At 65.8% G+C, this 24576-nt stretch carries 18 protein-coding genes and 1 riboswitch; of the genes, 8 read left to right on the top strand and 10 right to left on the bottom strand.

The window, feature by feature from the left end:
* The first annotated feature begins 181 nt into the window (after window positions 1-181).
* The 4 genes from K5R33_RS03510 to K5R33_RS03495 are packed head-to-tail and all read left to right on the top strand — an operon-like array spanning window position 182 to window position 5080.
* Window positions 182-388: a hypothetical protein gene (locus tag K5R33_RS03510; protein ID WP_220747578.1), complete on the top strand. Its 207-nt coding sequence runs from the start codon at window positions 182-184 to the stop codon at window positions 386-388.
* Complete coding sequence (ileS, locus tag K5R33_RS03505) at window positions 385-3318, top strand: isoleucine--tRNA ligase (protein ID WP_220747577.1); 2934 nt, start codon at window positions 385-387, stop codon at window positions 3316-3318. The genes K5R33_RS03510 and ileS overlap by 4 nt, the downstream gene beginning before the upstream one ends.
* The gene (locus tag K5R33_RS03500; protein WP_220747576.1) at window positions 3315-4835 is read left to right on the top strand and encodes a leucine-rich repeat domain-containing protein; all 1521 of its coding nucleotides are present in this window, start codon (window positions 3315-3317) and stop codon (window positions 4833-4835) included. The genes ileS and K5R33_RS03500 overlap by 4 nt, the downstream gene beginning before the upstream one ends.
* A complete protein-coding gene (locus tag K5R33_RS03495; protein ID WP_220747575.1) occupies window positions 4832-5080 on the top strand; it encodes a DUF3253 domain-containing protein in 249 nt (82 codons plus the stop codon). The genes K5R33_RS03500 and K5R33_RS03495 overlap by 4 nt, the downstream gene beginning before the upstream one ends.
* Here the strand turns inward: K5R33_RS03495 and K5R33_RS03490 are convergent.
* Both K5R33_RS03490 and cobO read right to left on the bottom strand, forming a co-directional pair.
* Window positions 5059-6768 (bottom strand): glycosyltransferase 61 family protein, encoded by a 1710-nt coding sequence (locus K5R33_RS03490; RefSeq protein WP_220747574.1) that lies wholly within the window; start codon window positions 6766-6768, stop codon window positions 5059-5061. The two genes, K5R33_RS03495 and K5R33_RS03490, sit on opposite strands and share 22 nt — an antisense overlap.
* Before the next feature lie 62 nt (window positions 6769-6830).
* Entirely contained in the window at window positions 6831-7457 is a 627-nt protein-coding gene (gene cobO / locus K5R33_RS03485; RefSeq protein ID WP_220747573.1) for a cob(I)yrinic acid a,c-diamide adenosyltransferase, read from the bottom strand.
* A gap of 247 nt (window positions 7458-7704) precedes the next feature.
* Here cobO and K5R33_RS03480 point away from each other — a divergent pair, with 247 nt between their 5' ends.
* A complete protein-coding gene (locus tag K5R33_RS03480; RefSeq protein WP_220747572.1) occupies window positions 7705-7998 on the top strand; it encodes a hypothetical protein in 294 nt (97 codons plus the stop codon).
* Between the two features lie 552 nt (window positions 7999-8550).
* On the opposite strand, the gene cobN is transcribed toward K5R33_RS03480, so the two are convergent.
* Window positions 8551-12213, bottom strand: coding sequence for a cobaltochelatase subunit CobN (gene cobN / locus K5R33_RS03475; protein ID WP_220747571.1), 3663 nt, complete (start codon window positions 12211-12213; stop codon window positions 8551-8553).
* An 86-nt stretch (window positions 12214-12299) separates the two neighbouring features.
* On the opposite strand from cobN, the gene K5R33_RS03470 reads away from it, so the two are divergent.
* Complete coding sequence (locus K5R33_RS03470; protein ID WP_373314132.1) at window positions 12300-13214, top strand: pseudouridine-5'-phosphate glycosidase; 915 nt, start codon at window positions 12300-12302, stop codon at window positions 13212-13214.
* 343 nt (window positions 13215-13557) lie between these two features.
* Here the strand turns inward: K5R33_RS03470 and K5R33_RS03465 are convergent, their stop codons facing one another.
* The 3 genes from K5R33_RS03465 to K5R33_RS03455 form a co-directional block, all read right to left on the bottom strand.
* Window positions 13558-14013 carry a GNAT family N-acetyltransferase gene (locus tag K5R33_RS03465; protein ID WP_220747569.1) on the bottom strand — a complete coding sequence of 152 codons (456 nt, stop codon included), beginning with the start codon at window positions 14011-14013 and terminating at the stop codon, window positions 13558-13560.
* On the bottom strand, window positions 14010-15119 hold the full coding sequence (gene cobW, locus K5R33_RS03460; RefSeq protein ID WP_220747568.1) for a cobalamin biosynthesis protein CobW: 1110 nt from the start codon (window positions 15117-15119) through the stop codon (window positions 14010-14012). The genes K5R33_RS03465 and cobW overlap by 4 nt, the downstream gene beginning before the upstream one ends.
* Before the next feature lie 166 nt (window positions 15120-15285).
* On the bottom strand, window positions 15286-15954 hold the full coding sequence (locus K5R33_RS03455; RefSeq protein ID WP_220747567.1) for an energy-coupling factor ABC transporter permease: 669 nt from the start codon (window positions 15952-15954) through the stop codon (window positions 15286-15288).
* A gap of 37 nt (window positions 15955-15991) precedes the next feature.
* Window positions 15992-16212: riboswitch (cobalamin riboswitch) on the bottom strand.
* A gap of 200 nt (window positions 16213-16412) precedes the next feature.
* Here K5R33_RS03455 and smc point away from each other — a divergent pair.
* The gene (gene smc / locus K5R33_RS03450) at window positions 16413-19874 is read left to right on the top strand and encodes a chromosome segregation protein SMC (protein ID WP_220747566.1); all 3462 of its coding nucleotides are present in this window, start codon (window positions 16413-16415) and stop codon (window positions 19872-19874) included.
* Window positions 19875-20198: 324 nt separating this feature from the next.
* Window positions 20199-20975 carry a transglutaminase-like domain-containing protein gene (locus K5R33_RS03445; RefSeq protein ID WP_220747565.1) on the top strand — a complete coding sequence of 259 codons (777 nt, stop codon included), beginning with the start codon at window positions 20199-20201 and terminating at the stop codon, window positions 20973-20975.
* A gap of 116 nt (window positions 20976-21091) precedes the next feature.
* Here the strand turns inward: K5R33_RS03445 and K5R33_RS03440 are convergent, their stop codons facing one another.
* Genes K5R33_RS03440 through K5R33_RS03425 form a run of 4 tightly spaced genes read right to left on the bottom strand, consistent with a single transcriptional unit; the run spans window position 21092 to window position 24495 of the window.
* A complete protein-coding gene (locus K5R33_RS03440) occupies window positions 21092-22261 on the bottom strand; it encodes a lytic murein transglycosylase (RefSeq protein ID WP_220747564.1) in 1170 nt (389 codons plus the stop codon).
* 20 nt (window positions 22262-22281) lie between these two features.
* Window positions 22282-23193 (bottom strand): adenosylcobinamide-phosphate synthase CbiB, encoded by a 912-nt coding sequence (cbiB, locus tag K5R33_RS03435; protein ID WP_220747563.1) that lies wholly within the window; start codon window positions 23191-23193, stop codon window positions 22282-22284.
* Window positions 23190-24131, bottom strand: coding sequence for a threonine-phosphate decarboxylase (locus tag K5R33_RS03430; RefSeq protein WP_220747562.1), 942 nt, complete (start codon window positions 24129-24131; stop codon window positions 23190-23192). The genes cbiB and K5R33_RS03430 overlap by 4 nt, the downstream gene beginning before the upstream one ends.
* A 1-nt stretch (window position 24132) precedes the next feature.
* Window positions 24133-24495 carry a DUF1636 family protein gene (locus K5R33_RS03425; protein ID WP_220747561.1) on the bottom strand — a complete coding sequence of 121 codons (363 nt, stop codon included), beginning with the start codon at window positions 24493-24495 and terminating at the stop codon, window positions 24133-24135.
* Between the last annotated feature and the right edge of the window lie 81 nt (window positions 24496-24576).

Below are 24576 nucleotides of genomic sequence, written 5' to 3'. Positions count from 1 at the left end.
TGTCGGATCCCGTGTGACCGTCGGGAGGGAAGGGGAAGGCAGAGCGGAACAAGGACGATTAGGGTCGTTCCCAAGAAGGCGAGTAGTAGGTCCAAAGGCATATCTAAGTCTCCTCCACGACACGGTTGCACAGGCACGTAAACTTTCAGTTAAAAGCACGTTCCACATCTTTGGGTCACGAATGGGGCGCGGTTTCGGCGGGGGCTATCGCATCCTTGCCGCCCTGGAACGCCGTGCCTATAAGGCCCGCGATGACGGGACCCGCGACCATAGGCGTGCGAATTACGACCCCGGCGCCCTGATACGTCTGGGGCGTCGGGCAAAGATGCTGGACCGCCCACATCGACCAAACTCCTCCGACCCCATTCGCAAAGGACGCCTGTCATGAGCGCCGAAGCCCCCGACTACAAATCCACCCTGAACCTGCCCCGCACCGATTTCCCCATGCGCGCGGGCCTGCCCAAGCGAGAGCCGCAGTGGTTGGAGCGGTGGGAGCGGATCGGCATCTACGACCGCCTGCGCGAGAAAGAGGGGCGGGAGCCGTTCACGCTCCACGATGGCCCCCCTTACGCCAACGGCAACCTGCACATCGGGCACGCGCTGAACAAGACGCTCAAGGACATGGTCGTGCGGTCGCGCCAGATGATGGGATACGACGCGCGCTATGTGCCCGGATGGGATTGCCACGGCCTGCCCATCGAATGGAAGATCGAGGAAAAGTACCGCAAAAAGGGCCGCGACAAGGACGCGGTCGACGTGGTCGAGTTCCGCCAGGAATGCCGGGAGTTTGCCGAGGGCTGGGTCGACGTCCAGCGCGACGAGTTCAAGCGCCTCGGCATCACCGGCAATTGGGACGATCCCTACCTGACGATGAAGTACCACGCCGAGGCTGTTATCGCGGCAGAGTTTCAGACCTTCCTGATGAACGGGCTGGTCTATCAGGGGTCGAAGCCCGTGATGTGGTCTCCGGTGGAAAAGACCGCGCTGGCCGAGGCGGAGGTGGAGTACCACGACCGCCAGGTGGACGCGATCTGGGTGCCGTTCCATGTGCTGAGCCGGACTGACGCCGTCGGCTCGGATCAAGGCAAGGTCGTCCCCTTGGGTGATCTGGACGGCGCACGCGTTATCATCTGGACGACGACCCCGTGGACGATCCCCCAGAACCGCGCGATCTGCTTCGGGCCGGGCATCGGCTACGGCCTCTACGAGGTCACCGGCACCCCCGACGAATGCTGGGCCAAGGTCGGGGACCGCTATCTGCTGGCCGACGCATTGGCCGAGGCCACGATGACAGCCGCAAGGCTGGAAGAGGGGCAATGGACCCGCCTGCGCGACGTCACACCCGATGAGTTGTCGGCACTCACCTGTGCCCATCCTTTGCGGGGTGCGGCTGAGAACGGCGAGTGGGACTACAACGTGCCGCTGTTCCCGGGCGATCACGTCACCGACGATGCCGGCACGGGTTTCGTCCACACCGCCCCCAGCCACGGCGACGACGATTACCAGATCGGCCTGCAACACGGCCTCAAGATGACCTTCAACGTGGAGGCCGATGGCTCCTTCCGCGCGGACCTGCCGTTGTTCGGCGGCCAATACATCCTGTCGCGCGACGGCAAGAAACCGGGTGGCGCGAACAAGGCCGTCATCGAAAAGCTGGTCGAGGTTGGCGGTCTGCTGGCGCGCAAGCGCATCACGATTTCCGATGCGCACTCCTGGCGCTCCAAGGCGCCGGTGATCCGCCTCAACCGGCCCCAGTGGTTCGCGGCCATCGACAAAGCGGTGGGCGACGGTCAGGACAGCTATGGCGAGACGGTGCGCGCGCGGGCGCTGACCTCGATCGACCAATTGGTGGAGTGGACGCCGAAGACGGGCCGCAACCGCCTGTTCTCCATGATCGAAAACCGGCCTGACTGGGTTCTGTCGCGGCAGCGCGCCTGGGGCGTGCCGCTGACCTGTTTCACCCGAGTGGGCGTCAAGGCCGATGACCCGGATTTCCTGCTGCAGGACGCCGCCGTCAACGCCCGCATCATCGAAGCCTTCGAGGAGGAGGGCGCCGACGCCTGGTACAAGCCCGGCGCGAAGGAGCGGTTCTTGGCCCCCGACTACGACCCCGCCGAATGGGAGAAGGTCGACGACATCCTGGACGTCTGGTTCGACAGCGGCTCGACCCATGCCTTCGTCTTGCGCGACCGGGCCGACGGGACCGAGGACGGCATCGCCGACGTCTACCTTGAGGGCACGGACCAGCATCGCGGTTGGTTCCATTCGTCGATGCTGCAAGGCTGCGGCACCAAGGGGCGAGCGCCCTATCGCGCCGTGGTGACCCATGGGTTCACCATGGATGAGAAGGGCATGAAGATGTCCAAATCCATCGGCAACACCATCGCGCCCCAGGACATCGTGGGCCAATACGGCGCCGATATCCTGCGCCTTTGGGTGGCGCAGGTGGATTATACCGCCGACCACCGCATCGGGCCGGAAATCCTGAAGGGCGTGTCCGACGGCTATCGCCGCTTGCGCAACACGCTGCGGTTTATGCTTGGCTCCCTGGCCGACCACGACCCGGCCCAGGCGGCCGACCCGCTGGAGATGCCGGAGTTGGAGCGTTGGGTTCTGCACCGCCTATCGGAACTGGACGATGTGGTGCGCGACGGCTACCGCCGCTACGACTTCGCGTCCGTCCTGACGGCGATCTTCCAGTTCACGACGCTGGACCTGTCGGCCTTCTACTTCGACATCCGCAAGGATGCGCTCTATTGCGACGGCGACACCCTGCGGCGGCGGTCTGCGCGGACGGTGCTAGCCCTGCTGCATGAGCGGCTGACGACCTGGCTGGCCCCGATCCTGCCCTTCACCATGGAGGAAGTCTGGTTGGAGGTGCACCCGGGCGACGATTCCTCGGTCCACCTGCAAGACTTCCCGGCCCCGCGCCCCGGATGGCGGGATGAGGCGCTGGCGGCGAAGTGGTCCAAGATCCGCGCCGTGCGCCGAGCTGTGACCGGGGCCCTGGAGGTCGCGCGGAGGGACAAGGTCATCGGCTCGTCGCTGGAGGCGGCGCCAGTGGTCCATGTGGATGCGGAGACGGCGGCGCTGCTCGACGGCGTGGCCTTTGACGACATCTGCATCACCTCGGCCATCACCGTGACGACCGAGCCCGCGCCCGCCGACGCTTGGCGATCCGAGGACGTGGACGGCGTTGCCGTGGTCTTCGCCCATGCCCAGGGCGGCAAGTGCCAACGCTGCTGGAAGATCCTGCCCGACGTCGGATCCTACGGCCACGACGGCGTCTGCGGCCGCTGCGACGCGGCCCTGGGGTGAGCGAGGCTTGGAACACTGACCCTAACGCGGCCTTCGCCGAGGCGGAGGCCCGCATTGCAACCCTGATCGCGGAGGATGGGGAGGTCTTGGACCTCTCCGACCTCCCTGCATTGGAGCGCCTGCCAGATTTGACCGGAGCGGTGACGCTGCGGGAGGCGTATCTGGGTTATTATAACCAGGAAGGAACGTACAGATCAGGCTCTCGGCGTTTGGCCGACGTAGGTCTGCTGCGTTCCGCAACCGCGCTTAAAGTATTGGATCTCGGCGGTACTCAGGTGAGCGATATCGGTGTTCTGTCTAGCCTGACGGGCCTGACCTCGCTGGACCTCTCCGACACTCCGGTGACCGACGTCGGTGTTCTGTCTAGCCTGACGGGTCTGGCCTCGTTGGACCTCTCCGGCACTCCGGTCACCGACTTTGATGTTCTGTCTGGCCTGACGGGTTTGACCTTGCTGCGCCTGTCCCGCACGGAGGTGAGCGATATCGGCTTTCTGTCTGGTTTGACGGGTCTAACCTCGCTAAGCCTCTCCATTACGCGGGTGAGCGACATCAGCTTCATTTTGGATCTTCCCGCTTTCGCTACGGAGCGCGCAGAGGGGTTGTCATACCATCAGACACCCGCCGCCAAAGTCGATAGCCGTTTCGACAAGCTCAGCCGCCTCGACCCGGAGGCCTGCGCCCGCGAGACGGCGCAGTACCTCAAGGGCACCCATCCCGATTTCCGTCCGCCGGACACTTTGGTCAAAACCCGCCTACCAGCTGACCGTCTGGCGGATGCCGCGCCTGTTGACCTGGTCGAGGCTGACGGCATGCTCGACGCCGTAAACCCAAGCCCGCCCATGCGGTTGGCGCCCAATGAGAAGGGGCAGCGGATTGAGACGCTGCGGCGTCTGACGGTCCGGCTTACGACCATGGCACAGCGGGCGCAGCTGTCCCAGGACGACAAGGACAGTCTTGCCGGATATGCCGCCGCGCTGGATGCGGTGGAGCCGACCTGGATCACGTTGCAGGCCGATATGGCCTTCCTGCGCGCCGCCCCGCAGGATCCGGAGTTTCGCGCCCACTGCGACCCCCGCCTTGTTTTGGGCTGGGAAGAGTTGATTGCTCAGCACGACGCCCTCGGCCCCCTTCTTGTGCCCGAGGAGGACGAGAGCGACCTTCCCGACCCTACGCCCGAGACGACGCCCCAGGACGTCGAAGAGGTCGTGTCCGAGATCGTCGAGGTGCTGGAAGAGGCACAGGCCGAGGGCGTCGTAGGCGAGGCTCTGGTTGCCTCCACCAGGTCCGCCAATCGCTTCGCCCGCGCGGGCCGCACCACCGGGCGCTACCTAAAGACGGCGCTGCTGACCGCTGGCGGGATTGCCGCGAAGATCGTGGGCGAGTTTGGCAAGGGCGCCGTTGGTGCGGCGGGCGGCGCGGCCTTCGCGTGGTGGTCTACCAGCCCCGCGGGACGCGCGTTGGTCGAGAAACTCGGGCCTCTCGTCCAGCAGGTCCTGTCGATGTTCGGTTTTAAGTGATCCCCGACGCCGTCCTAGCGGCCAAGATCGTCGCGCTGACCTCGGCCCGCGCGCCGAGAACCATCTGCCCGTCCGAGATCGCACGGGCCTTGGCGGAGGACTGGCGACCGCTCATGCCCCGGGTGCGGGCCGTGGCGGCGGGATTGGCAGAGGTCGAGGCGACACAAAGGGGCGTGCCCGTCGATCCGCTGTCGGCCCGTGGTCCGATCCGCTTGCGTCTGCGTCACCCGCCTGAGACGGACTGACGCCGCAGTTTCCGGGCGAGGATAAATGCGCGTTTTTCGAAGGTTGCGGCGTGGGAGCGCTCCAAGGCGTCGGTGTCGCGCCCGATCTCGCGTCCCAACAGGATCAACCGCTCCAGCAGGAACGGGCGGTCGCCGGTGCGCTCCCAAGCGTGGGCCAAGGCGTCGAAGGCGGCCCCCGGGTCCCCGAGCCCTTGCAGCGCATTGGCGCGGAGGATCATCAGGTCGACGTTCTGCCGCTCCGCCCCGGGATGGGCGTCCAGTAACCGTGTGAGCGCCCCATGGTCTTCCAGTCGGGACAGCATGTCGGCCAACTCGCTCAACCGCTCCATGTTGGCGACGCGGACCCGACCCAGGATGGCATCGACAAATCCGAGCACTTTCGCCCGGCCCATCTGGCCCAAAGCAACGGGGGCCAGGGCCTTGCCGCGCCGCTCGTCCACGTCTTCCTCCGGGTCATCGAGGTTGTAATCGGCGAACAACGAGGTGTAGCGGCACCGGGAGGCCAAGGCGAGGGGCATGAAGTCCTGCCAGCGAAACAGGCAGGTCTGCAAGGTGCCCAACTCGATGCAATGGGTGTCTTCCCCCGCAAAGACCATGTTGGCGAACCCCGCCCCGTGGTAGCCGATCATGACCTCGGCCCGTGCCATGATGGCAACCTGCTCCAGCGGCGAGAGATCTTCGAAATAGACCGTGGCAAAGCCGCGCTTGCCTAAGGCCTCAACCAATGGAGCCTCACCGGCCATGTCCCGCTGCCGCTCCGATTTGCGGCCCACCCAGAAGCGACGGGGCAGGTGGGTCCAATCGCCACCGGCGATCAGGGCGTGGGCGGTCTCGCGCATTCTTACGAGCATTTCATCGCAAGAGTTCATGGCAAGCACAGCCAAGGAGTTCCGATCCGGGTCGCGGCCTTTCCAAAAATGGCTGTCGGGCGCCAGATGGTCCATGGACGGCATCACCGAGGGCCCCGTTTGGTAATAGTAGTGCCGCCCGTTCAGCACCGTCAGCGCGCGCCGATACCGCGTCTGGTCGGTCTGGACATGAACCCGCCCGCGCAGCCGGGGGTAGAGGGCCTCGACCCAATCGAGAAGAAACGGGCGGACCTCCTCGCCCTTGAGGTGGATATGGACGTCGCCGGCGAAATCGTCGTGATCGACAACCCATAACTGGCCCAGGGTCTCGGTCAAGAAATGGTAGAAGTTCGTCCCGTTGCGGGCATCCACCACAAAAGGCAGATCCCCCGTGGGTCTTGTGTCCACGGGGGGCGGAGGCGGATCATCGGTTTGGATCTGGGCGAAGTAGGCGGATGTTTCCGCCTCAACGTCCCGCCCGCCCTCGTTCTTCCAGGCATATCGGTTGCGCAGGCGCGTGCCTGCGGCGCCTGTCATAAGCCATTTGCCGCGGACGGATAGGAAGTGGCCATCGGCCAGCAGGTCATCGACCACCACGGGAACCGTCGCCATCTCCAGACCCGCCCGAAAGGTGCGGCGCTTAAAATGTGTCTCCACATGGCTGAGAATGCGCGCGGTGATGTGCGGTGCCTCGCTCACCGATCCGGCGGCCAGGCGGGCCTTTGGGATCGTCCGCCACATCTGCGGCAGCGGGGACAGCACCGACAGCCCCGGGTCCCGCCCCGGGCAAAAGAAGAACTCCTCCGGCGGCAGGGTCCAGGCGTCCCGTATCGCGGTCATTGCGGTCTCCGACGGTGGTCCGGGATGGGGTTACGGGACAACTTAGGTGATGGATCGGCGGATCAGAACTCCACCCCGGCTTGGGCTTTCACGCCCGACCGGAAGGGATGTTTCACAAGATCCATTTCCGTTACCAGATCGGCCAATTCGACCAACGGCTCCTTTGCATTCCGACCGGTACAGACGACGTGGGTCATCGCGGGCTTCTGATCGCGCAAAAAGGCTACAACCTCGGCAACGTCGACGTAGTCGTATCGTAGCGCGATGTTGATTTCGTCCAAGAGAACCATCCGGTTCCGTTCGTCCAGGATCAACTCCTTGGCTTTTGCCCAGGCGGCCTGTGCCATTTCGATGTCGCGCGATTTGTCCTGGGTTTCCCAAGTGAAGCCTTCGCCCATGGTGTGAAATTCGCAAAGGTCGGCGAAATGCGTCGTGATCAAATCCCGCTCGCCCGTGCCCATGCCGCCTTTAATGAACTGGACCACGGCGCAGGGCATCCGGTGGGCGATACACCGAAAGATCATCCCAAAGGCCGAAGAGGACTTCCCCTTCCCCTTCCCTGTATGGACGATCACCAGGCCCTTCTCATCGGTCTTGGTTGCCATGATCTTATCGCGGGCGGCCTTTTTCTTGGCCATTTTGGCGTTGTGGCGCGCGGTTTCGTCCGGGGGCGTTGGGGCGTCTGTCATCTGGCTGCTCGTATGGTCACGTGGCGTGGTACCGGACTGTCCAATGCCCATCGGAGGAGGTCAACCGTACAGCGGGCCTTCTCGATCACAGTGGGCGCGCTGGGGGCTTGCGCCACGGCCATGGCTTCGATGTTCCAAAAATATGCAGGACCTGCGCGTGGGCCACGTCCCCCATATCCCAATCCGGGACCGTCTGGCGGCGGCAGTGTTAACCCAATATTAAGCCTCTGGCCCAAAACTCGGCGCCATGCGCGTTTTCGGTCTAATTGCACTCTGCCTCGTCCTCGTGGCTTGTAACGCTCCGCACCCCCTGGCTGGCCTGACACGGTCGGGCTTCGCCGAAGCGGGGGGGCATAGGTTCCGGGTCAACTGGTCCTTGTCGGAGGCGCAGGCCACGCGGACCAATGCCGTCTGGAGGCCAGGCTTGGCGGAGGTGCGGATCGCCGCCGTCGCCGCAACGGCCCAGGTAACGGGCTGCGATGTGATCCCTGGCAGCGCCATTGGCGATGTGGCGCTCGTGTCCATGCGCTTGTCCTGCTGATCGATCAAACTCAGGTGCCTGCGTTCCGTTGCAGACTGACCTTGTCGCCATGGGCAGCGCGAGGCCTGTCGGCAGTGTCCATTGAGCGGCAGGGCAGCGGTTTGACAGGCGTTCCTGCGGTCAGCTGGCCGTAGGACATGTGCAGCCCGATCTTGATGGGCCGAAGGTGCCCGCCCGCCTCCTCGCTACAACACCAAGGTCATCGAGGAGAGGCTCGCGATGCCGTTGCCTTGGTAAGCTTCATGCGCAACTGCGAAGTCTGAAGATCAAAGCGATTGGTCGTGCAGAGACAATGGCCTCGACTGATATGGACTCTCATCCGACGCCTTTCGCGGCTAGCCCACGCGGGCGGCGCAACGCGCAAAGGGCCTGGGCAAGTTGGGGGACGTCAGACTGCCTGCGATATCCGGCCACAGACACATCGGTCTTGCCATCGTTCCGTGGTCCCTTGGATCGTCAGGCCGGGCCCCCCCGACCCCCGGCCAAGCAGTCGCACGGCGGCCACAACGCAGGGCGCCTGCCATGATCCAACTTGCAGCCCAGCCAGCAACCTCACGACCGGCCCAGATCCTCAAGCAGCGCGCGCGCGGAGTTGGACCGGGGCGTCCATAGCCCCCGCTCGATCGCCTCGCGCAATCGGTCGGCGATATCGGCCAGGGCAGGGGCATTTGCCTCGGCGATGAAGGCGCGGGTGTCGTCGTCTTCCAACACGGCGGCATGGACCAGATCAAAGTGATGGTCCTTCACGGCGCCTGTGGTCGCGGCAAAGGCGAACAGATAATCGACCGTGGCGGCGATCTCGAAGGCGCCCTTGTAGCCATGGCGTTTGACGCCTTCGATCCACTTGGGGTTCACCACGCGGGAGCGGACCACGCGCCCAATTTCCTCGTCCAAGGTGCGGATGATGGGGCGCTCGGGGCGCGAATGGTCGTTGTGATAGACCGGCCGCGCTGCGCCTTGCAGCATCTCAACGGCTGCCGCAGCCCCGCCTTCGAACTGGTAATAATCATCGCTGTCGAGCAGGTCATGTTCCCGGTTGTCCTGGTTTTGGACGATGGCCTCCACCTGGCCCAACCGTTGGCGCAACCCGTCGTGGTCGGGCTTGCCTTCGCCATCACCATAGGCGTAGCCGCCCCATTCCACATAGGCGCGGCCCAGGTCCGCCGCGTTCGACCAAAGCCGTTCGTCGATCATCGCCTGGAGACCGGCGCCATAGGCCCCAGGCTTAGAGCCATAGACCCGCGCACGCGCCTCGCCAGCCCGGACGGCGGCGGCGGCGGGGTTTTCGGCCTCTGGCTCGTCCAGATCCTGGACGGCGCGGGCGGCGGCATCGACAAGGGCCATCTGCTGGGGGAAAGCGTCTCGGAAGAAGCCCGAGACGCGCAGGGTCACATCCACGCGGGGCCGTCCGAGGGTTGTCGCCGGGATAATTTCGAAGCCGACAACACGCCGATTCGCGCTGTCCCAGCGGGGTTTGACGCCCATGAGCGCCAAGGATTGGGCGATGTCGTCCCCGCCCGTGCGCATGTTGGCCGTGCCCCAGGCGGTCACCAGCATGGCGCGGGGCCAATCACCGTGGTCCTGAAGATGCCGCTCGATGAGCAGGTTGGCGCTTTTCCAGCCGAGCTTCCAGGCGGTAGGCGTAGGCACGGCCCGGCTGTCGACGGAGTAGAAGTTGCGCCCCGTGGGGAGGACGTCGGGACGGCCCCGCGTGGGCGCGCCGGATGGCGCAGGGGCGACGAACTGCCCCGCGAGGGCGGTGAGGAGGCCCTCCCCCTCTGCGGGGCCGCAAGCGTCTAGCGTGGCGCGCAGGGTCGCGGCCTCTTCCAGCGTGGCCGCTGTCATCGGCCCCGGTGGCGGCACGTCCCCTCGCAGGAGGCGGGCGGCATAGCCTTCGATGCGCTCCACCGTGTCGCCCGCGCTGCGCCAGGCCGAGCCACCGGAGAGCGCATCCGGGCGCGCGCCCTCCCAAGGTGCGGCCATGTCACAGTCCAAGGGGTCGAACTCCAGCCCCAGGTCTGTGGCAATGGCGCGAGGCAGGCTGTGGCCGTCGCCCCGGGGCAGGCGCAGCAGGGCCTGGAGCAGGTCATCCCGTAGCCGTCCCTGTGGGCTCTGGCCGAAGATATGGAGGCCGTCGCGGATTTGAGCCTCCTTCAGCTCGCAAAGGTAAGCATCGAGTTTGGCCAGATCGCCATCATCTCCCTGGAACCCCGCATCCACGTCCAGGCCCGTCACCGCGGCGAGGGATAGGATTTCGTCGCGAAGGGTCTCGATTCGGCGGGGATCCACGCCCGCCGCTTCGTAGTATTCATCCACCAGCGCCTCCAGGTCGCGCAGGGGACCGTAGCTTTCGGCCCGAGTCAGCGGCGGCGTGAGGTGATCGATGATGACGGCGGCGCCGCGCCGCTTCGCTTGAGTGCCTTCGCCCGGGTCGTTGACGATGAAGGGATAGACATGCGGCGTGGGGCCGAGCGCAATCTCAGGCCAATCCGCTGCACCGAGCGCCACGGCCCGTCCTGGCAGCCATTCCAGATTACCGTGCTTGCCCATGTGGACGATGACGTCTGACTGGGCGCGCAACCAGACATAAAAGGCCAGGTAGTTATGGGGCGGCACCAGGTCCGGCGAATGATAGCTGTCGGTAGGGTCCACGTTGTAGCCCCGCGCCGGCTGCAGCCCGACACAGACCCGGCCGAACCGGTGGATCGATAGGGCAAAGCCTGCACCGGATGAGCCGTCGGGCCGGAGTACTTTTGCCGAGAAGAAGGGGTCTTCTTCGGGTGTGCCCCAACGCTCTTCGATCGCTTGCCGAGCGGAGAGGGGTAGGGTCGCGTAATGGGCGCGGTATGTCTCTAGATCGAGGGTCTCACCGCCTTCTTTTGCAGCCCGGTCCGTCAGCCAGTTGGTGGGGCCCGCCAGCAAGCGATCCATAAGGCTAGCACTGTCGCGGGGCGCGTTTTCCACGCTGTAGCCCTGGTCCGCCAATAGCCCGAGCGTGTGCACCGTCGCCGCTGGCGTATCGAGGCCGACGCCGTTGGCAAGGCGTCCGTCCCGGTTGGGATAATTCGCCAGGACCAAAGCCACGCGTTTGTCCGCAGTGGCTGTGCGACGCAGGCGGCACCAATTGGCCAAGAGGTCGGCGGTGAAGGTGATGCGGTCCCCGTCGGCTTTCCAGGTGGCGATGGGGCACTGGGTGGCCTCGTCGAAGAACGCCTCACCTTTGAAGCCCAACGCGCGGGTCAGCACCCGACCATCCAGCTCTGGCAGGGCCACATTCATGGCGATGTCGCGGGCCGACAAGCCGGTCAGCCCGTCGCGCCAGGCCTGTTCCGTGCCGCCGGACAGAACCCCTTGGAAGACCGGCGCGCGATTGGCCCAGGGCTGTGACAGGGGGTTTGTGGTAGCATCGCCGACCGCGAAACTGGTGAGGTTTAGGATCGCGTCCGGTGGGGTTTCCGTGAACAAGGCCTCCAGCGTGGCGGCGGAGACCGGGTCCTTGAGCGAGGCGACAAACACCGGCAGCGGGTTGAGGCCTGCGCGCAGCAGCGCACGAACCAGGCGATTGACCGGGTTCAGGCCCGCCCCTTGGAGCAGCGCCCGGTAGAAGATCACCGGGACGGTCGGCGCGCCCTTGGTCCAGGCCTCTGTCAAAGTCGCTTGGGTGGGTGCCTCGACCCCAGGCCAATAGAGGCCCGCGCGCAGCAGGGGGCGGGCTGGGGCGGGGCGCGGGGCTTCCTCAAGCATGGCGCTGGCATGGGCCAGAAAGGTCTGGGCATTGGCCGGGCCGCCTTCGACGAGGCAAGCCCACAGGGCGTCATAGTCCTCGGCGGAGACGGTCGAAAGCTCTCGCAATTCGGCATCGGGTTTGTCGTCCCCCGGCAAAGCGGCGAAGGGGACACCGGCGTCGTGCAGGCGCGCGGCGTATTGCTCCAGCCCGTAGGTCCAGTACCCACGTCCGCCCAAGACGCGGGCCACCACCAGCCGTGATTGTGTGGCACAGGTGTCAAGGTGCAGGTCAACGGACATCGGGTGCCGCAGGTGCATCAGGCTGGCCAGGCGCAGGCTTGGCGCATGCTCCATCTCGGCCCGGGCCTGGGACAAGGCTGCAAGTTCCGTATCGGCGGCGGAGATGACGACCAGATCGGCGGGCGTCTGGCCCAGGTCCACCGGCTCTCCGTCGTCGATGGCGCCAGGCTGGGCGGCAAGCAGGTGCATGGTGGTCTCCTCGGCGTTCGGAACCGTTTGCGGGAGGCGGGCAATGGGTGCAAGAGGGGTGCGACAGGAGGTGCCCCATGGCCGATATGATCAGACCGCAGATGACCGACGAGGTGGCCGAGGCGCTGCTGACGGGCCGCCCGGTCGTGGCCTTGGAGAGCACGATCATCAGCCACGGGATGCCCTGGCCCCGCAACGCCGAAGTGGCCATGTCCGTTGAGGAGTCCGTGCGGGAAGAGGGGGCCGTGCCCGCCACCATCGCGGTGATCGATGGCGTCTGCTGCGCTGGGTTGTCGGCGGCCCAGGTGGAGCGGTTGGGGCGCGACGCACGAGTTGTGAAGGCGGCGTCCCGCGATTTGGGGTCATGCCTGGTCAAGGGCCTGACGGCGGGCACCACGGTCAGCGCGACCATGCGCATTGCGGCTCTGGCAGGAATCGGCGTTTTTGCGACGGGTGGCATCGGCGGGGTGCATCGCGGGGACGATTTGGATGTCAGCGCCGATTTGACCGAGTTGGCGAAGACGGATGTGACCGTCGTCTGCGCGGGCGTGAAATCGATCTTGGACATCCCGCGCACGATCGAGGTTTTGGAGACACTGCGCGTTCCGGTGGTCACCTACGGCGCCGATGAGTTCCCGGCGTTTTACACGCCACACTCTGGTGTGGTGGCCGGGGACCGGGTGGATGACCCCGCGCAGATCGCAGCGATCCGAGCCGCCAATCAGCAACTCGGGCTCGGCACGGGGATGCTCGTCGCCAATCCGATCCCCGCGACAGCGGCGCTTGAGGCCCAGGAGATCGCTGCAACGATTGATGCGGCTTTGGACGAGGCCAAGCAGCAGGGGGTCACGGGCAAGGACGTGACGCCGTTTCTGCTGGGCCGGTTGAACGAGACGACCGATGGGACGGCCCTGGCGGCCAACATTGCTCTGGTTCTGAACAACGCCACCTTGGCCGCGCGGATTGCTGTGGCTGGGGCCAAAGGCGGGGCCTGGGTCTAGGGGTGCGGGTTGGCCGGTATGGTGTCTAGCGCGGTCTTACGTTGGGGCGGCGTGAGCAGGCGTGCGGTTTGGAGCGAGTAGGTCACCGGCGGTCGCGCCGAGGATAGCTGCGGGGTCGGTTTGCCCGTCTTGGTCTGGCCATGGGCCTCCGACAGGCAGGCGCACAGCGCGCGCCCCAAAAGCCGCTTGTATGCTGTAAAGGAGCGGTGACTGTCCCCCGGGGCAGGAGGGCGCGTGGGACGGCCTCGCCGTCAAAACGACCGCAGGTTCCATATGCGGCGCAGCTTGTCTCTCAGCGCCTTGATGACGGGGGCCGTTTGGCCGACCGTCCCGCACATATCCGCTACGGCGTCTTCGGGATCCTTTCGAAGAAGAGGCTGGCGGGAATGTCCTTGTACCCACCGAACGGCCCGCATTCGACAAAGCCATGGCGTCGATAGAGCCGATGGGCCGCGTCCAACCCGACGCCGGTTTCCAGGCGGACAATGGGGCGCCCTTCGGTGGCGGCCAATGTGATGAGGCGGGTCAAGATCGCGTCGGCCACGCCACGGCCCCGTGCCTCTGGGTCGGTGAACATGGATTTCACCTCCGCGTAGCCATCGCGCAGGGCCAGGGCGCCCGTCCCCAAGGTCCGGTCGCCCTCGGTCGCGGCGATGAACCGGATATGCGGCGCCGTCAAAGCGTCGAGGTCCAGGTAATGGCACTCCCCCGGGGCGAAGAGCGCGTTCATCATTGCGTGGGATTGGGCCAGCAGGGCTGCGCAGCCCGGAGACGTCGGATCCGCCGGGCCGACCTTCATGACAGAGCGGCCTCAATGGCGGCGCGGTCCAACCCGGCCTGACCGATGACCACAAGGTGCGCGCCGCGCGGGTCATCGCCCAGGGGGCGGTCGAAGTAGTGATCGACCCGCGGCCCAACCGCCTGCACCGTCAAGCGCATTGGCTTGCCCGCAACCGATGAAAAGCCCTTCAGGCGCAGGATCCCATGGGCGCGGATCACGCCGGAGACCTTTTGTGCGAAGGCTGCCGGATCCGTGACCTCGGGAGCCGCCACAACGAAGCTTTCGAACGCATCGTGGCCGTGGTCATGGTCGTGATGATGGTGGTGATCATGGTTATGGTTATGGTTATGGTCATGGTGGTGGTCGTGGTCGTGGTCGTGGTCGTGGTCGTGGCCATGGTCATGATGGTGGTGATGAACCTCGTGGCGCGCGGCGATATCGTCTTCGGCGCCTTGGCCACGGCCCAGGACCACCTCGGGCGGCAGCGCCCCCATCGTCGCTGGGACGACTTGCACGCCATCCCGCGATTCGCCTTTCAGTCTGGCGACCAACGCCTCGGTCCCGTCGCCCAGGATATCGGTTTTGTTCACGACGATCATATCGGCGCAGGCGACCTGATCGGCATAGAGCTCTGACAGCGGGGTTTCGTGGTCCAGCCCATCGTCGGCGGCGCGCTGTGCGTCCACGGCGGCGGTGTCGGCGGCAAAGGTGCCCGCCGCCACGGCGGGGCCATCGAGGACCGTCACCACCCCATCCACCGTGACCCGCGTCTTGAGGCCGGGCCAGTTGAAGGCCCGAACCAGGGGCTGGGGCAGGGCCAAACCGCTGGTTTCGATCACGATGTGATCGGGAGGTGTCTCTCGGTCCAGCAGGGCTTCCATTGTCGGGATGAAGTCATCGGCGACGGTGCAGCAAATACAGCCGTTTGACAGTTCCACGACGTCGTCATCGGCGCAGCCCTCAATGCCGCATCCCTTGAGGATGTCACCATCGACGCCCAGATCCCCGAATTCGTTGATGATCAGGGCGATCCTGCGACCCTCGGCATGTTGCAGAAGATGGCGGATGAGGGTGGTTTTTCCGGCTCCGAGGAAACCTGTGATGATGGTGGCGGGGATTTTCATGGGGTGTCTCCTACGGTTGGGACGCCCGCCTGTGGCAAGCGTCGAGACGGAGTATTTGAGGACCCGTGATGGGGGGAGCGCGTTTCGGTTGGTCGTTGCGTGTCCAGCACGGGGAGGGATTGGGATGGCGCGACGGAGCGCACCGGAGGTGCCTACCCGTGATGGGCTAGGCGGCGAAAACGCGGGGGTGGGTGATATGCCGAGCATCGAGATGAGCCTTGGATGCTTTGGCGAGTGCGAGAGCACCCAAGTCGACAACCGGCTTGATCAAAATGATAAGCATATAGGTCGCGCAGAAGGACAAGACGGCCGAAAGAGTCTCTGCCCCGACCCCTTGGCCATAGATCGCCCAAAAGGCGACCACGCCGCCCTGGTATGCCAACGACAGGTTGAGGGCTTGGCCATAGGAAAGGTCCACATAGGCGGTGTCTTGCGGAATAACGCGTTTGGCCAAAGCGAAGATGGCAAAGAGCGGCATCAAGAGGGTGGTCACATTCACGAAGTACATCGGCAGGTCCGTGGGCGCGAAGAACAGTCCTTGGATGCACAACCCTGCGGCCAAGCCAATTGCGGCGGGCGCGACCCCCAGCAGGAGCAGGAGCGTTGTGCCCAGGATGACGTGAACTTCGGACACGCCGACGGGGAAGTGGGGCATCACTTCAAAGAAAACGAAGGTGCCGGCGGCTGCGATGACGCTCCGCACGATCAGCGGGGAGGTCCCGTGATCCTCAATGTCCTGCCAGGCCAGTTTGGCCATGTACCCCGCTGCGCCTGCGGCGGTGGCGAAGGCGAGGGCCATCTTGGCCCCGTCGACCACTCCGGGTTCGATGTGCATGTCGGTGTCTCCTATGGCCCGTCTCCCCGACGGGATGGATTGTCGTTCGTGCCTGGCTGGTCTCCTGGCTCGCGGGTCGTGGGGTGCTGGGCCGCCTTCCCGGGACATCGTCCCAGTGGCATTTTGGCCCGACCCTCACCGCTTACAGTCGCGGGGGCGGCTGCGGCCTCGGGGTCCTGGTTGGATCCCCCTCACCACATTCCCATTTCATCCCCCGGTGCGCCTTTGGCTGGGGGAACCATGCTTGACCGTGATGCGTCCCCGCCCAGCGGTGGTCAAGCGCCATTGCCGTCTTTGGTGGCGCCTCGGAGCGTTTGCACTAAGCGACATGTGTTTCAGAGGCGCAGAAAGGGGGGCTGCTCCGCGCGGGGGGCAATATCTTGTGGAAAACCGGCGGGAGTCCGCGAAATGCAGCGGTCCGGCCTTGACGGATCCGGGTGAGCTACGACGATTGTCCCATGCGTTTTTCTCGCCTGCGGCTGAATGGCTTCAAAAGCTTCGTCGATCCGACCGATCTGGTGATCGCGGACGGGCTGACAGGTGTGGTCGGACCCAACGGTTGTGGGAAATCCAACCTGCTAGAGGCGCTTCGCTGGGTCATGGGGGAAAATCGCCCGACGGCCATGCGGGGCGGCGGAATGGAGGACGTGATCTTCGCCGGTGCGGCCAGCCGACCGGCGCGCAACTTTGCCGAGGTGACCCTGGCCCTCGACAACGCGGACAGGACGGCGCCCGCAGCATTTAACGAAAGCGATGCCTTGGATGTGGTGCGGCGCATCACACGGGATGCGGGCAGCGCCTACAAGCTGAACGGCAAGGATGTCCGGGCGCGCGATGTGCAGATGCTGTTCGCCGATGCCTCGACCGGGGCCCATTCTCCGGCGCTGGTCCGACAGGGGCAGATCAGCGAGTTGATCAACGCAAAGCCCCAACGGCGTCGGCGCATTCTAGAGGAGGCCGCGGGGATCTCTGGCCTATACCAGCGGCGCCATGAGGCGGAGTTGAAGCTCAATGGGACCGAGGCCAACCTCGCACGAGTCGATGATGTGGTCGAACAGCTCGCCGCCCAACTTGCGACGCTGGCACGCCAGGCCAAGCAAGCGGCGCGCTACCGGGAGATTGGGACCGCCTTGCGCCAGGCCGAAGGCATGCTGCTCTACCGTCGCTGGCGCGAGGCGGATGCAGCCCGGGCGACGGCGGAGTCTGAGCTTCGCGAGAGGCTAACGGCGGTCGCCCAGGCGGAGCGGGCGTCGATTGGTGCGGAAGAGGCCCGGGTGAGGGCCGATGACGCGCTGCCCGCCCTTCGAGAGGAAGAGGCCGTTGCGGGTGCGATCCTGCAGCGCTTGGAAGTGAGCCGAGACACGCTGGCCGAGCGCGAGGCCGCAGCCCGTGCAACCTTGGACCGTTTGACCGCAACGATTGCACGTCTCGTGCGGGATGCGGAGCGGGAGGGCGCCTTGAACGAGGATGCCCGCGCCACAATCGACCGTCTGCGCCAAGAGGACGCGACCTTGACCGCTCAGACCGACGGGCAGGAGGCGGCCATGGCCGAGGCGCAGGAGGCGGCCCTCGATGCGTCGCGTGTTCTGGGCGCCCGCGAGGAAGAATTGTCCGCGCTTACGGAAGATCTGGCGCGGCTGTCCGCGCGCCACCAATCCGTCACACGCTTGGTCGAGGAGTCCGCAAAACGACTGACGCAGGTCACATCCGCGCGGGATGCCGCCGAGGCCCAAGTGAAGGCGGCACAATCCGCGCTGGATGGATCGGACAGGGCACGGGCCGAGGCGCAGGCAACGCTCACACGCGCGCAGGATGCCGCGGCCACAGCGGATGCCGACCTCTCCCAGGCCGAAGCAACGCGCGAGGCCGCCCAGGACCGCGAGGCCGCTGCCCGCACCGAACGGGCCGAGGCGGAGGGCACGGCGGGAACCATCGGCGCCGAGGTCAGCGCCTTGACCAAGTTGCTGGCACGGGACTCCGGCGATGGCGCGCCGCTTGTGGATCAGGTCACCGTCGCGCCAGGCTTTGAGGCGGCGCTGGGCGCGGCCTATGGGGACGACCTGCGGGCCAGCGCGCTTAGCGGGACAGAGGTCGAGGATGTCGGCTGGGCGCCGCTGCCCCCGTATGATCGCGTCCCAGCTTTGCCCGATGGCATTGCCCCCCTCGCGCCCCATGTGACGGCGCCTGAGGTTTTGTCCCGGGGCCTGGACCAGATTGGCTTGGTGGACCCGGACCAGGCCGCGCAGATGCAGCCGCGACTCCTGCCCGGACAGGTCCTCGTCAGCCGTGAGGGCGATCTTTGGCGCTGGGACGGTTTTCGCGCCACGGCAGAGGCGGCGCCCTCAGCGGCTGCCCTACGCCTCCAGCAGATGAACCGCCTGGCGTCTCTCCGTCAGGACCTGGAGGAGGCAACCGCCCGTGCCGAGGGCACCCGTGCCGCCCATGAGGCCTTGGGGCATATGCTCTCTCGGGCCAAGACGGCGGAGGCCCAGGCAAGGGAGACGCGCCGCAACGCCGACCGATCCCTGACAGAGGCGGGCCGCGCGTTGGCCAAGGCAGAGGGCGCCCATGGGATTGCCGCGTCTCGTTTGGAGACGGCGCAGATGGCCGTGTCCCGTCACGAGGCCGACACCCTGGAGGCCCGCGCTGCCGTTGCCGAGGCGGAGGCGGCGCGCCGCGATCTGCCGCCCCTGGATGGCGCCCGGTCCGCTTTGGAGGCCATCCGAACGACGGTGGAGGCGGCGCGTATGGCAATGATGTCGCGCCGTGCCCAGGCCGATGAATTGAAACGCGACGCGGAGGCCCGCGACACCCGGCTTCGGGAAATCGGCAAGGACATGGCCCGCTGGCAGAAGCGCCTCGACAATGCCGACGCGCAACTTGCGGATCTGACCCGTCGTCGGGAAGCTGCCGAGGTGGAGTTGGCAGCGGCCCAAGGCGTCCCCGAAGACATTGCTGCGCAGGGCGCCGCCCTTGTTACGGACTTGGAAAAGGCCGCCGCACGGCGGACGTTGGCCATAGAGGCCCGCGCTGCCGCCGAAACCCATCAGCGGGAGGCCCTCGCGGCCACGCGCGATGCTGACCGTGCAGCCGGTGAAGCGCGAGAGGCCCGCGCCCGCGCCGAAACCCGCGTTGAAGCCGCACAGGAGGCGCTGTCTGCGGCGCGCGACCGCATCGCCGAGGCGCTTGAGACAACGCCGGGTGATCTGCTCGCCGCGCTGGATCTCGACCCGGAGGCCTTGCCGCCCCTTGATCGGATCGAAGCCGATGTGACGCGGCTGAAACGTCAGCGCGACGCATTGGGCTCGGTCAACCTGCGCGCCGAAGAGGACGCGCAGCAGGTCCAAACCGAGCACGACGCCTTGCTGACAGAAAAGGCCGATCTGGAACAAGCGGTCGCCGAACTGCGCGCTGGGATCGCATCGCTGAACAAAGAGGGGCGCCAGCGCCTGCTCGATGCCTTTGAGACGGTCAACGGCAACTTTTCCATGCTGTTCCGTCACTTGTTCTCGGGCGGCGAAGCCCGTCTTGAACTTGTCGAAAGCGACGACCCCCTGGAGGCGGGATTGGAGATCATGTGCCACCCCCCGGGCAAAAAGCTCTCAACCCTCAGCCTGTTGTCGGGGGGCGAGCAGACCTTGACCGCCCTGGCGCTCATTTTTGCGGTCTTCCTCGCCAATCCGGCGCCAATCTGCGTCTTGGACGAAGTTGATGCGCCCTTGGACGACGCAAATGTCACGCGCTTTTGCGATATGTTGGATGAGATGACGCGCCGCACCTCGACCCGGTTTCTGATCATTACCCACCACGCGGTCACCATGGCGCGCATGGATCGTTTGTTTGGTGTCACAATGGTCGAGCAAGGGGTCAGTCAGCTCGTCTCCGTCGATCTCAAGCGGGCGGAGGCTCTGGTTGCGTAGCCGCCGAGGACGCTGCTCCGGTGCGATGGGTGGCAAACCTGGCGCGTGTCTTGGTCTCAAACGCGCAGTCCATGACTCGGATACGAGCAACAGGACCAACAGGAACATCATTCGACGGCGTGATCCGGTCGGGCAGGGTCAGGTGTGGTCCACTGCTCTCCCTCGTTTTGCCGGGCATATGGGAGGATACGTGTCCATCATCAAATGTCTGCCAAACACGCAGCACATCGGACCGATCCGCCGCGGACACCCACATAACGGCCTTCAGTCCCTTCTGAGATACCCAGCGGGGACCCCTCCGCCACGACCACCCTGGCGCACACCATGACCCTTTCCATCGAAGCCACCCTGTCCTACCGCTTCGACGCGCCGACGGACTTGCTGCTCCAGGTCGAAGTGGCGCGCATGTCCGGCCAAGACATCACCAGTGATGCTCTGTTCACAACGCGAGTGGATGGTTTCCGCCGCGTCGGCGGCGAGGCCGCCTTGGGCAAACGGGCGTGGATGCGCGCAGACGGTCAATTCGATGCCACCTATCGCGCTGAGGTCGAGGTGACCCGCCCTGTCCCGGATATCGGCGCCTTGGAAGCGACCGCGCCCCGCAGCCTCACCGCCGAGGCGACATCCTTTTTGATGCCCTCGCGCTATTGCCCGTCCGACGAGTTCCAGTCCTTCGTGGCCGACGATTTCCCGGATCTTTCAGGCGGTGCTCTGGTCATGGCCCTTCGGGATTGGATCGAGACGACCTTCTCCTATGTGCCCGGTGCCAGTGGTTCCACGACCACTGCCCGCGATACCTTTGTCCAACGGCAAGGTGTCTGCCGGGACTACTCCCATGTGTTGATCGCGCTGACCCGCGCGGCCGGCATCCCCGCCCGTATGGCCAGCGTCTATGCACCGCGCGTGGATCCACCGGATTTCCACGCGGTGACCGAGGTCTGGCTCGAAGACGCCTGGCATCTCGTGGATGCCACGGGCATGGCCTGCGCCTCTGAAATGGCGGTGATCGGTGTGGGCCGCGACGCGGCTGAGGTCTCTTTCCTGTCGTCTTTCGGCTGGGCGGAGTTCGTGGCCCAATCCGTGACGGTCCGAACAGACTGACCGCTAACGCGCGTCTTCTTCTCGGCTCAAATACCTCCGGGGGGGGGCCGTAGGCGGGGGGCAGAGCCCCCCTCCGCCGCGACCCGCATGCGGGTCGCAATACCGTTCTGTGCCGCCTACAACGCCCGCAAAAGCGCCGCCGTTGGCCAGGCGTCAGCGGGCAGGCCAAGGCGTTTCTGCTCCGCTTGGACGGCGCGTCGGGTGAGCCGTCCGAGGATGCCGTCGATGGCGCCCACGTCGTGGCCCCGGGCGACCAATTTACGCTGAAGCCTTTCCATATCGCTGCCGGAGATGCCAGGTTCTGGCGTGCCCACGTTGAAAACCGGTGCGCCTGACAGACGTGTTGCGAAATAGGCGGCAGTGGTGACGTAGACGAAGCTCTTGTTCCATTCGAACAACACTTCGTAGTTGGCAAAAGCCAGGAACGCCGGGCCTTTTCGCCCTTGGGGCAGCAGAAGCGAGGCCGCCTGGCCGGGCGCCATGCCGCTGGTCGGGCCGCGCGTGACCACGCCATCGGCCAGCCAATCCGCGACGGGTCGCTTGGTGTCCAGGCCGGTCTGCGACCAGTCCAGGGTGTCCGGGACCGTCACCTCCACCAACCAGGGTTGGCCCGCCTGCCATCCAATGTCTTGGAGAAACCGTGCCCCAGAATGCAACGCATCCGGGACCGAGGTTTTCAGCGTCACGCGGCCATCCCCGTCGCCATCCACCCCGCGCTCCAGGATGTCTTTGGGGAGCATCTGAACCTGGCCGATTTCTCCGGCCCAGGCGCCGGTGGTGCCCAGGTCGAACTGCCCGCGGGCGAACAATTCCATCGCTGCAAAGACTTGGGGGCGGAACAGCTCTGGCCGACGGCAGTCATGGGCCAGTGTCACCAGCGAGTTGCGCGTGTTGAAGTCCCCTTGGACGGCGCCGTAGTCGGTCTCCAGCGCCCAGAAGGCCAGGAGAACACCGCGCGGCACGCCATACTGCGCCTCGACCGCATCGAACACGCGATCATAGCGTTGTGCGTTGGCGGCACCGTTGCGGATGCGCGCGCCTGAGATGATGCGGCGGGCAAAATCCACAAACTCCAAGCGAAACACCCCCTGGCTGCGGTCAGCGCGCAGGGTACGGTCGTCTTGGCGAACCCCCGCCAGAAAGGCGTCTGCGGTTGCAGCGGGCAGGCCGCGCGCCACCGCCTCGGATTTCAGACCGGCCACGAAACTCCCAAAGGATCCGCCGCAGGTCTGCGCGGCCACGGGCGAGGCAAAGAGCAAGGCAAAGGCAAGGGGGAAGAGACGCATGGGAACTCCGTAAACCGTCGTCAAAAAAAGAGGAAAGTCAGCACCAGGACGAGCGCGAGCGCCGCCGCCCAGGTTTTCCAAAGGGCTGTGCACGCGCGGTCGATGTCGTCTGGGCCAGCCTCCCGGCGTCCAGTTGGGTTTACCCACGGGAACTCCTGTAGGCGTCCGTCGTAGCTCCGGGGGCCCGAGAGGGCGACATCCAGAACGGGGGCGATTGCCGCCTCGGGCCAGCCTGCGTTGGGCGAGCGGTGCAGCCGCGCATCATTGGGAACGCGGTGCCAGAGACCCACGGCGCCATGGGGCAGCAGGATCAGCCCTGCCGTGAGCCGTGCGGGCACCCAGTTCAAAGCATCGTCCAGACGGGCGGCGGCCCAGCCGAACTCCAAATATCGCTCCGTGCGATAGCCGATCATGCTGTCGGCGGTATTCACGGCCTTATAAGCCAGCATCGCGGGCAGCCCTCCGATGGCGAACCAAAAGGCAGGGGCAATGACGCCGTCCGACAGGTTTTCCGCGCCGCTTTCGATGGCCGCGCGCGCGATCTGTGGCGCATCCATCTGCGCCGTATCCCGTCCGACGATCATGGCAACGGCCAGGCGGCCCGCGGTGGCGCCCCCCCGTCGCAGGGCGTCGGCCACGGCGCGCACATGGGTCACGAGGCTGCGTTGCGCCAAAAGGATTGCCGCCCCGAGCATCTCCAACAGGCCCGCATCGGGGACCCAAGCGATGAGACCCCCTACGGTCCAGGACAGCGACAGCAGGATCGCGACCGCAAGCACGCCCTTTGCCCGGCGGTTGTCCCCCATGTTGAGGCTGTGCTCCAACCGCCCGACCAGGCGTCCGAGCACGACCGCCGGATGGGGCAGGCGTGACCAGAGCCAATCGGGTTCCCCGAACACGGCATCCAGGACCATGGCCGCCGCCAAGATCATGTCAGCGCCTGCTCTAGCCTGGTCCAGTCGGTGGTCGGTGGCAGGCCCAGACGCAGCCAGCTGCCGGAGTACGGAAAGATCCGGGACCAGATTTGATGGCGGGCCAAGCGGTCCTGCATCGCGCCCGCGTCCCCTACATCATAGAGTCGGAACAGATCCGTTCCGCCCACCAGATCCCCATGGCGTTCCATCAAGCCATCGAGCCGCTTGGCATCTGCGCGCAACCGCGCCCGCGTTTCCATGGCCCAGGCTGTGTCGCCTAACGCGGTCGCCCCAATCCCCAGGGCAGGGCCGCTGACCGGCCAGGGACCGAGCGCCTCGGCCAGGGGGGCGAGCGTGTCGGGGTGCGCGATGGCAAAGCCCAGGCGTAGGCCTGCTAGGCCCCAGAACTTACCAAAGCTTTTGAGCACGATAAAGCCGGGACGGCTGGCCTCCGCCACACGGGAGGCATCGGGACAGACGTCGCAAAAGCTTTCGTCGATGACCGTAAAAGGGGCCTGGCGGTCGGGCCAGAGGCGTCCATCGGGATTGTTCGGGTGCACGATGACCAACGCATCTTCGTCGCCGTCTGCCACCACCTCAAACCCGTTGGCCGCGAAAGCGGCGGCGTGTTCGTTATAGGTGGGGTGCGGTATGACGACCCTTCGCCCGGGGGCCAGGCGCGGCAGGGCCGCGATCAAGGCTGATGCGCCAGGCGCGGCCAAGACGCCCGTCCCCTCTGGCACATGCCAGAAGCTGCGGGCCGCCCGGATCAAAGCGGTCTCTGCCCCCGTGTCCGGAAGGGCGGTCCAAGCCGTCGGGGGCAGGTGCGGTATCGGATAGGCATGGGGATTGATCCCCGTGGACAGGTCCAGCCAATCGTCGCCGCCCCATTGGGCCCGCGCCGCATCCAGGCCACCGCCGTGGTCCCGCGTTAGGGGTGCCCCTTGCGCCGCCATATCAGTCGAGCGGGGGGTGGCGCGTCACGAAATGCCCTTTGATGGCCTGGGGCCATTCGCGGAACGGCACGACGCCGGTGTCGGCCTGGGCGTGTTTTGCAGCGTAGTCGACGATGCCCTGGGCGGCCTCGGCGTCTGGGGTAAAGCGGCCCAAGGTATAGGCCATCTTACCTGGCGCTTGCAGCGTCACGTTGCAGGCGCCCGAACACCCCATGAGGCAGGAATGCCGCCGGGTCGCAACCCCGTCCACACCATTCGCGGCAGCTTCGACCAGCGAGGCGAGGGTTTCGCCATCCGTCTGTTCGGACCCTGCCTCCCACCCGTCGCATTTGCAGGTGTCGCAGATGGTGATCACGGTGGTCATGGATGGTGCCTCCGGGGCAAGGGAAACTTTGGGTCTGATGACCACAGGCCCGACCCAGAGGCAACCTCGTGCGGATGCGGC

Source organism: Jannaschia pagri, from assembly GCF_019655435.1.
GTDB lineage: Bacteria > Pseudomonadota > Alphaproteobacteria > Rhodobacterales > Rhodobacteraceae > Jannaschia > Jannaschia pagri.
Note: the sequence above shows the minus strand (reverse complement) of the source record. Positions and strands in the feature narration are given on the sequence as shown.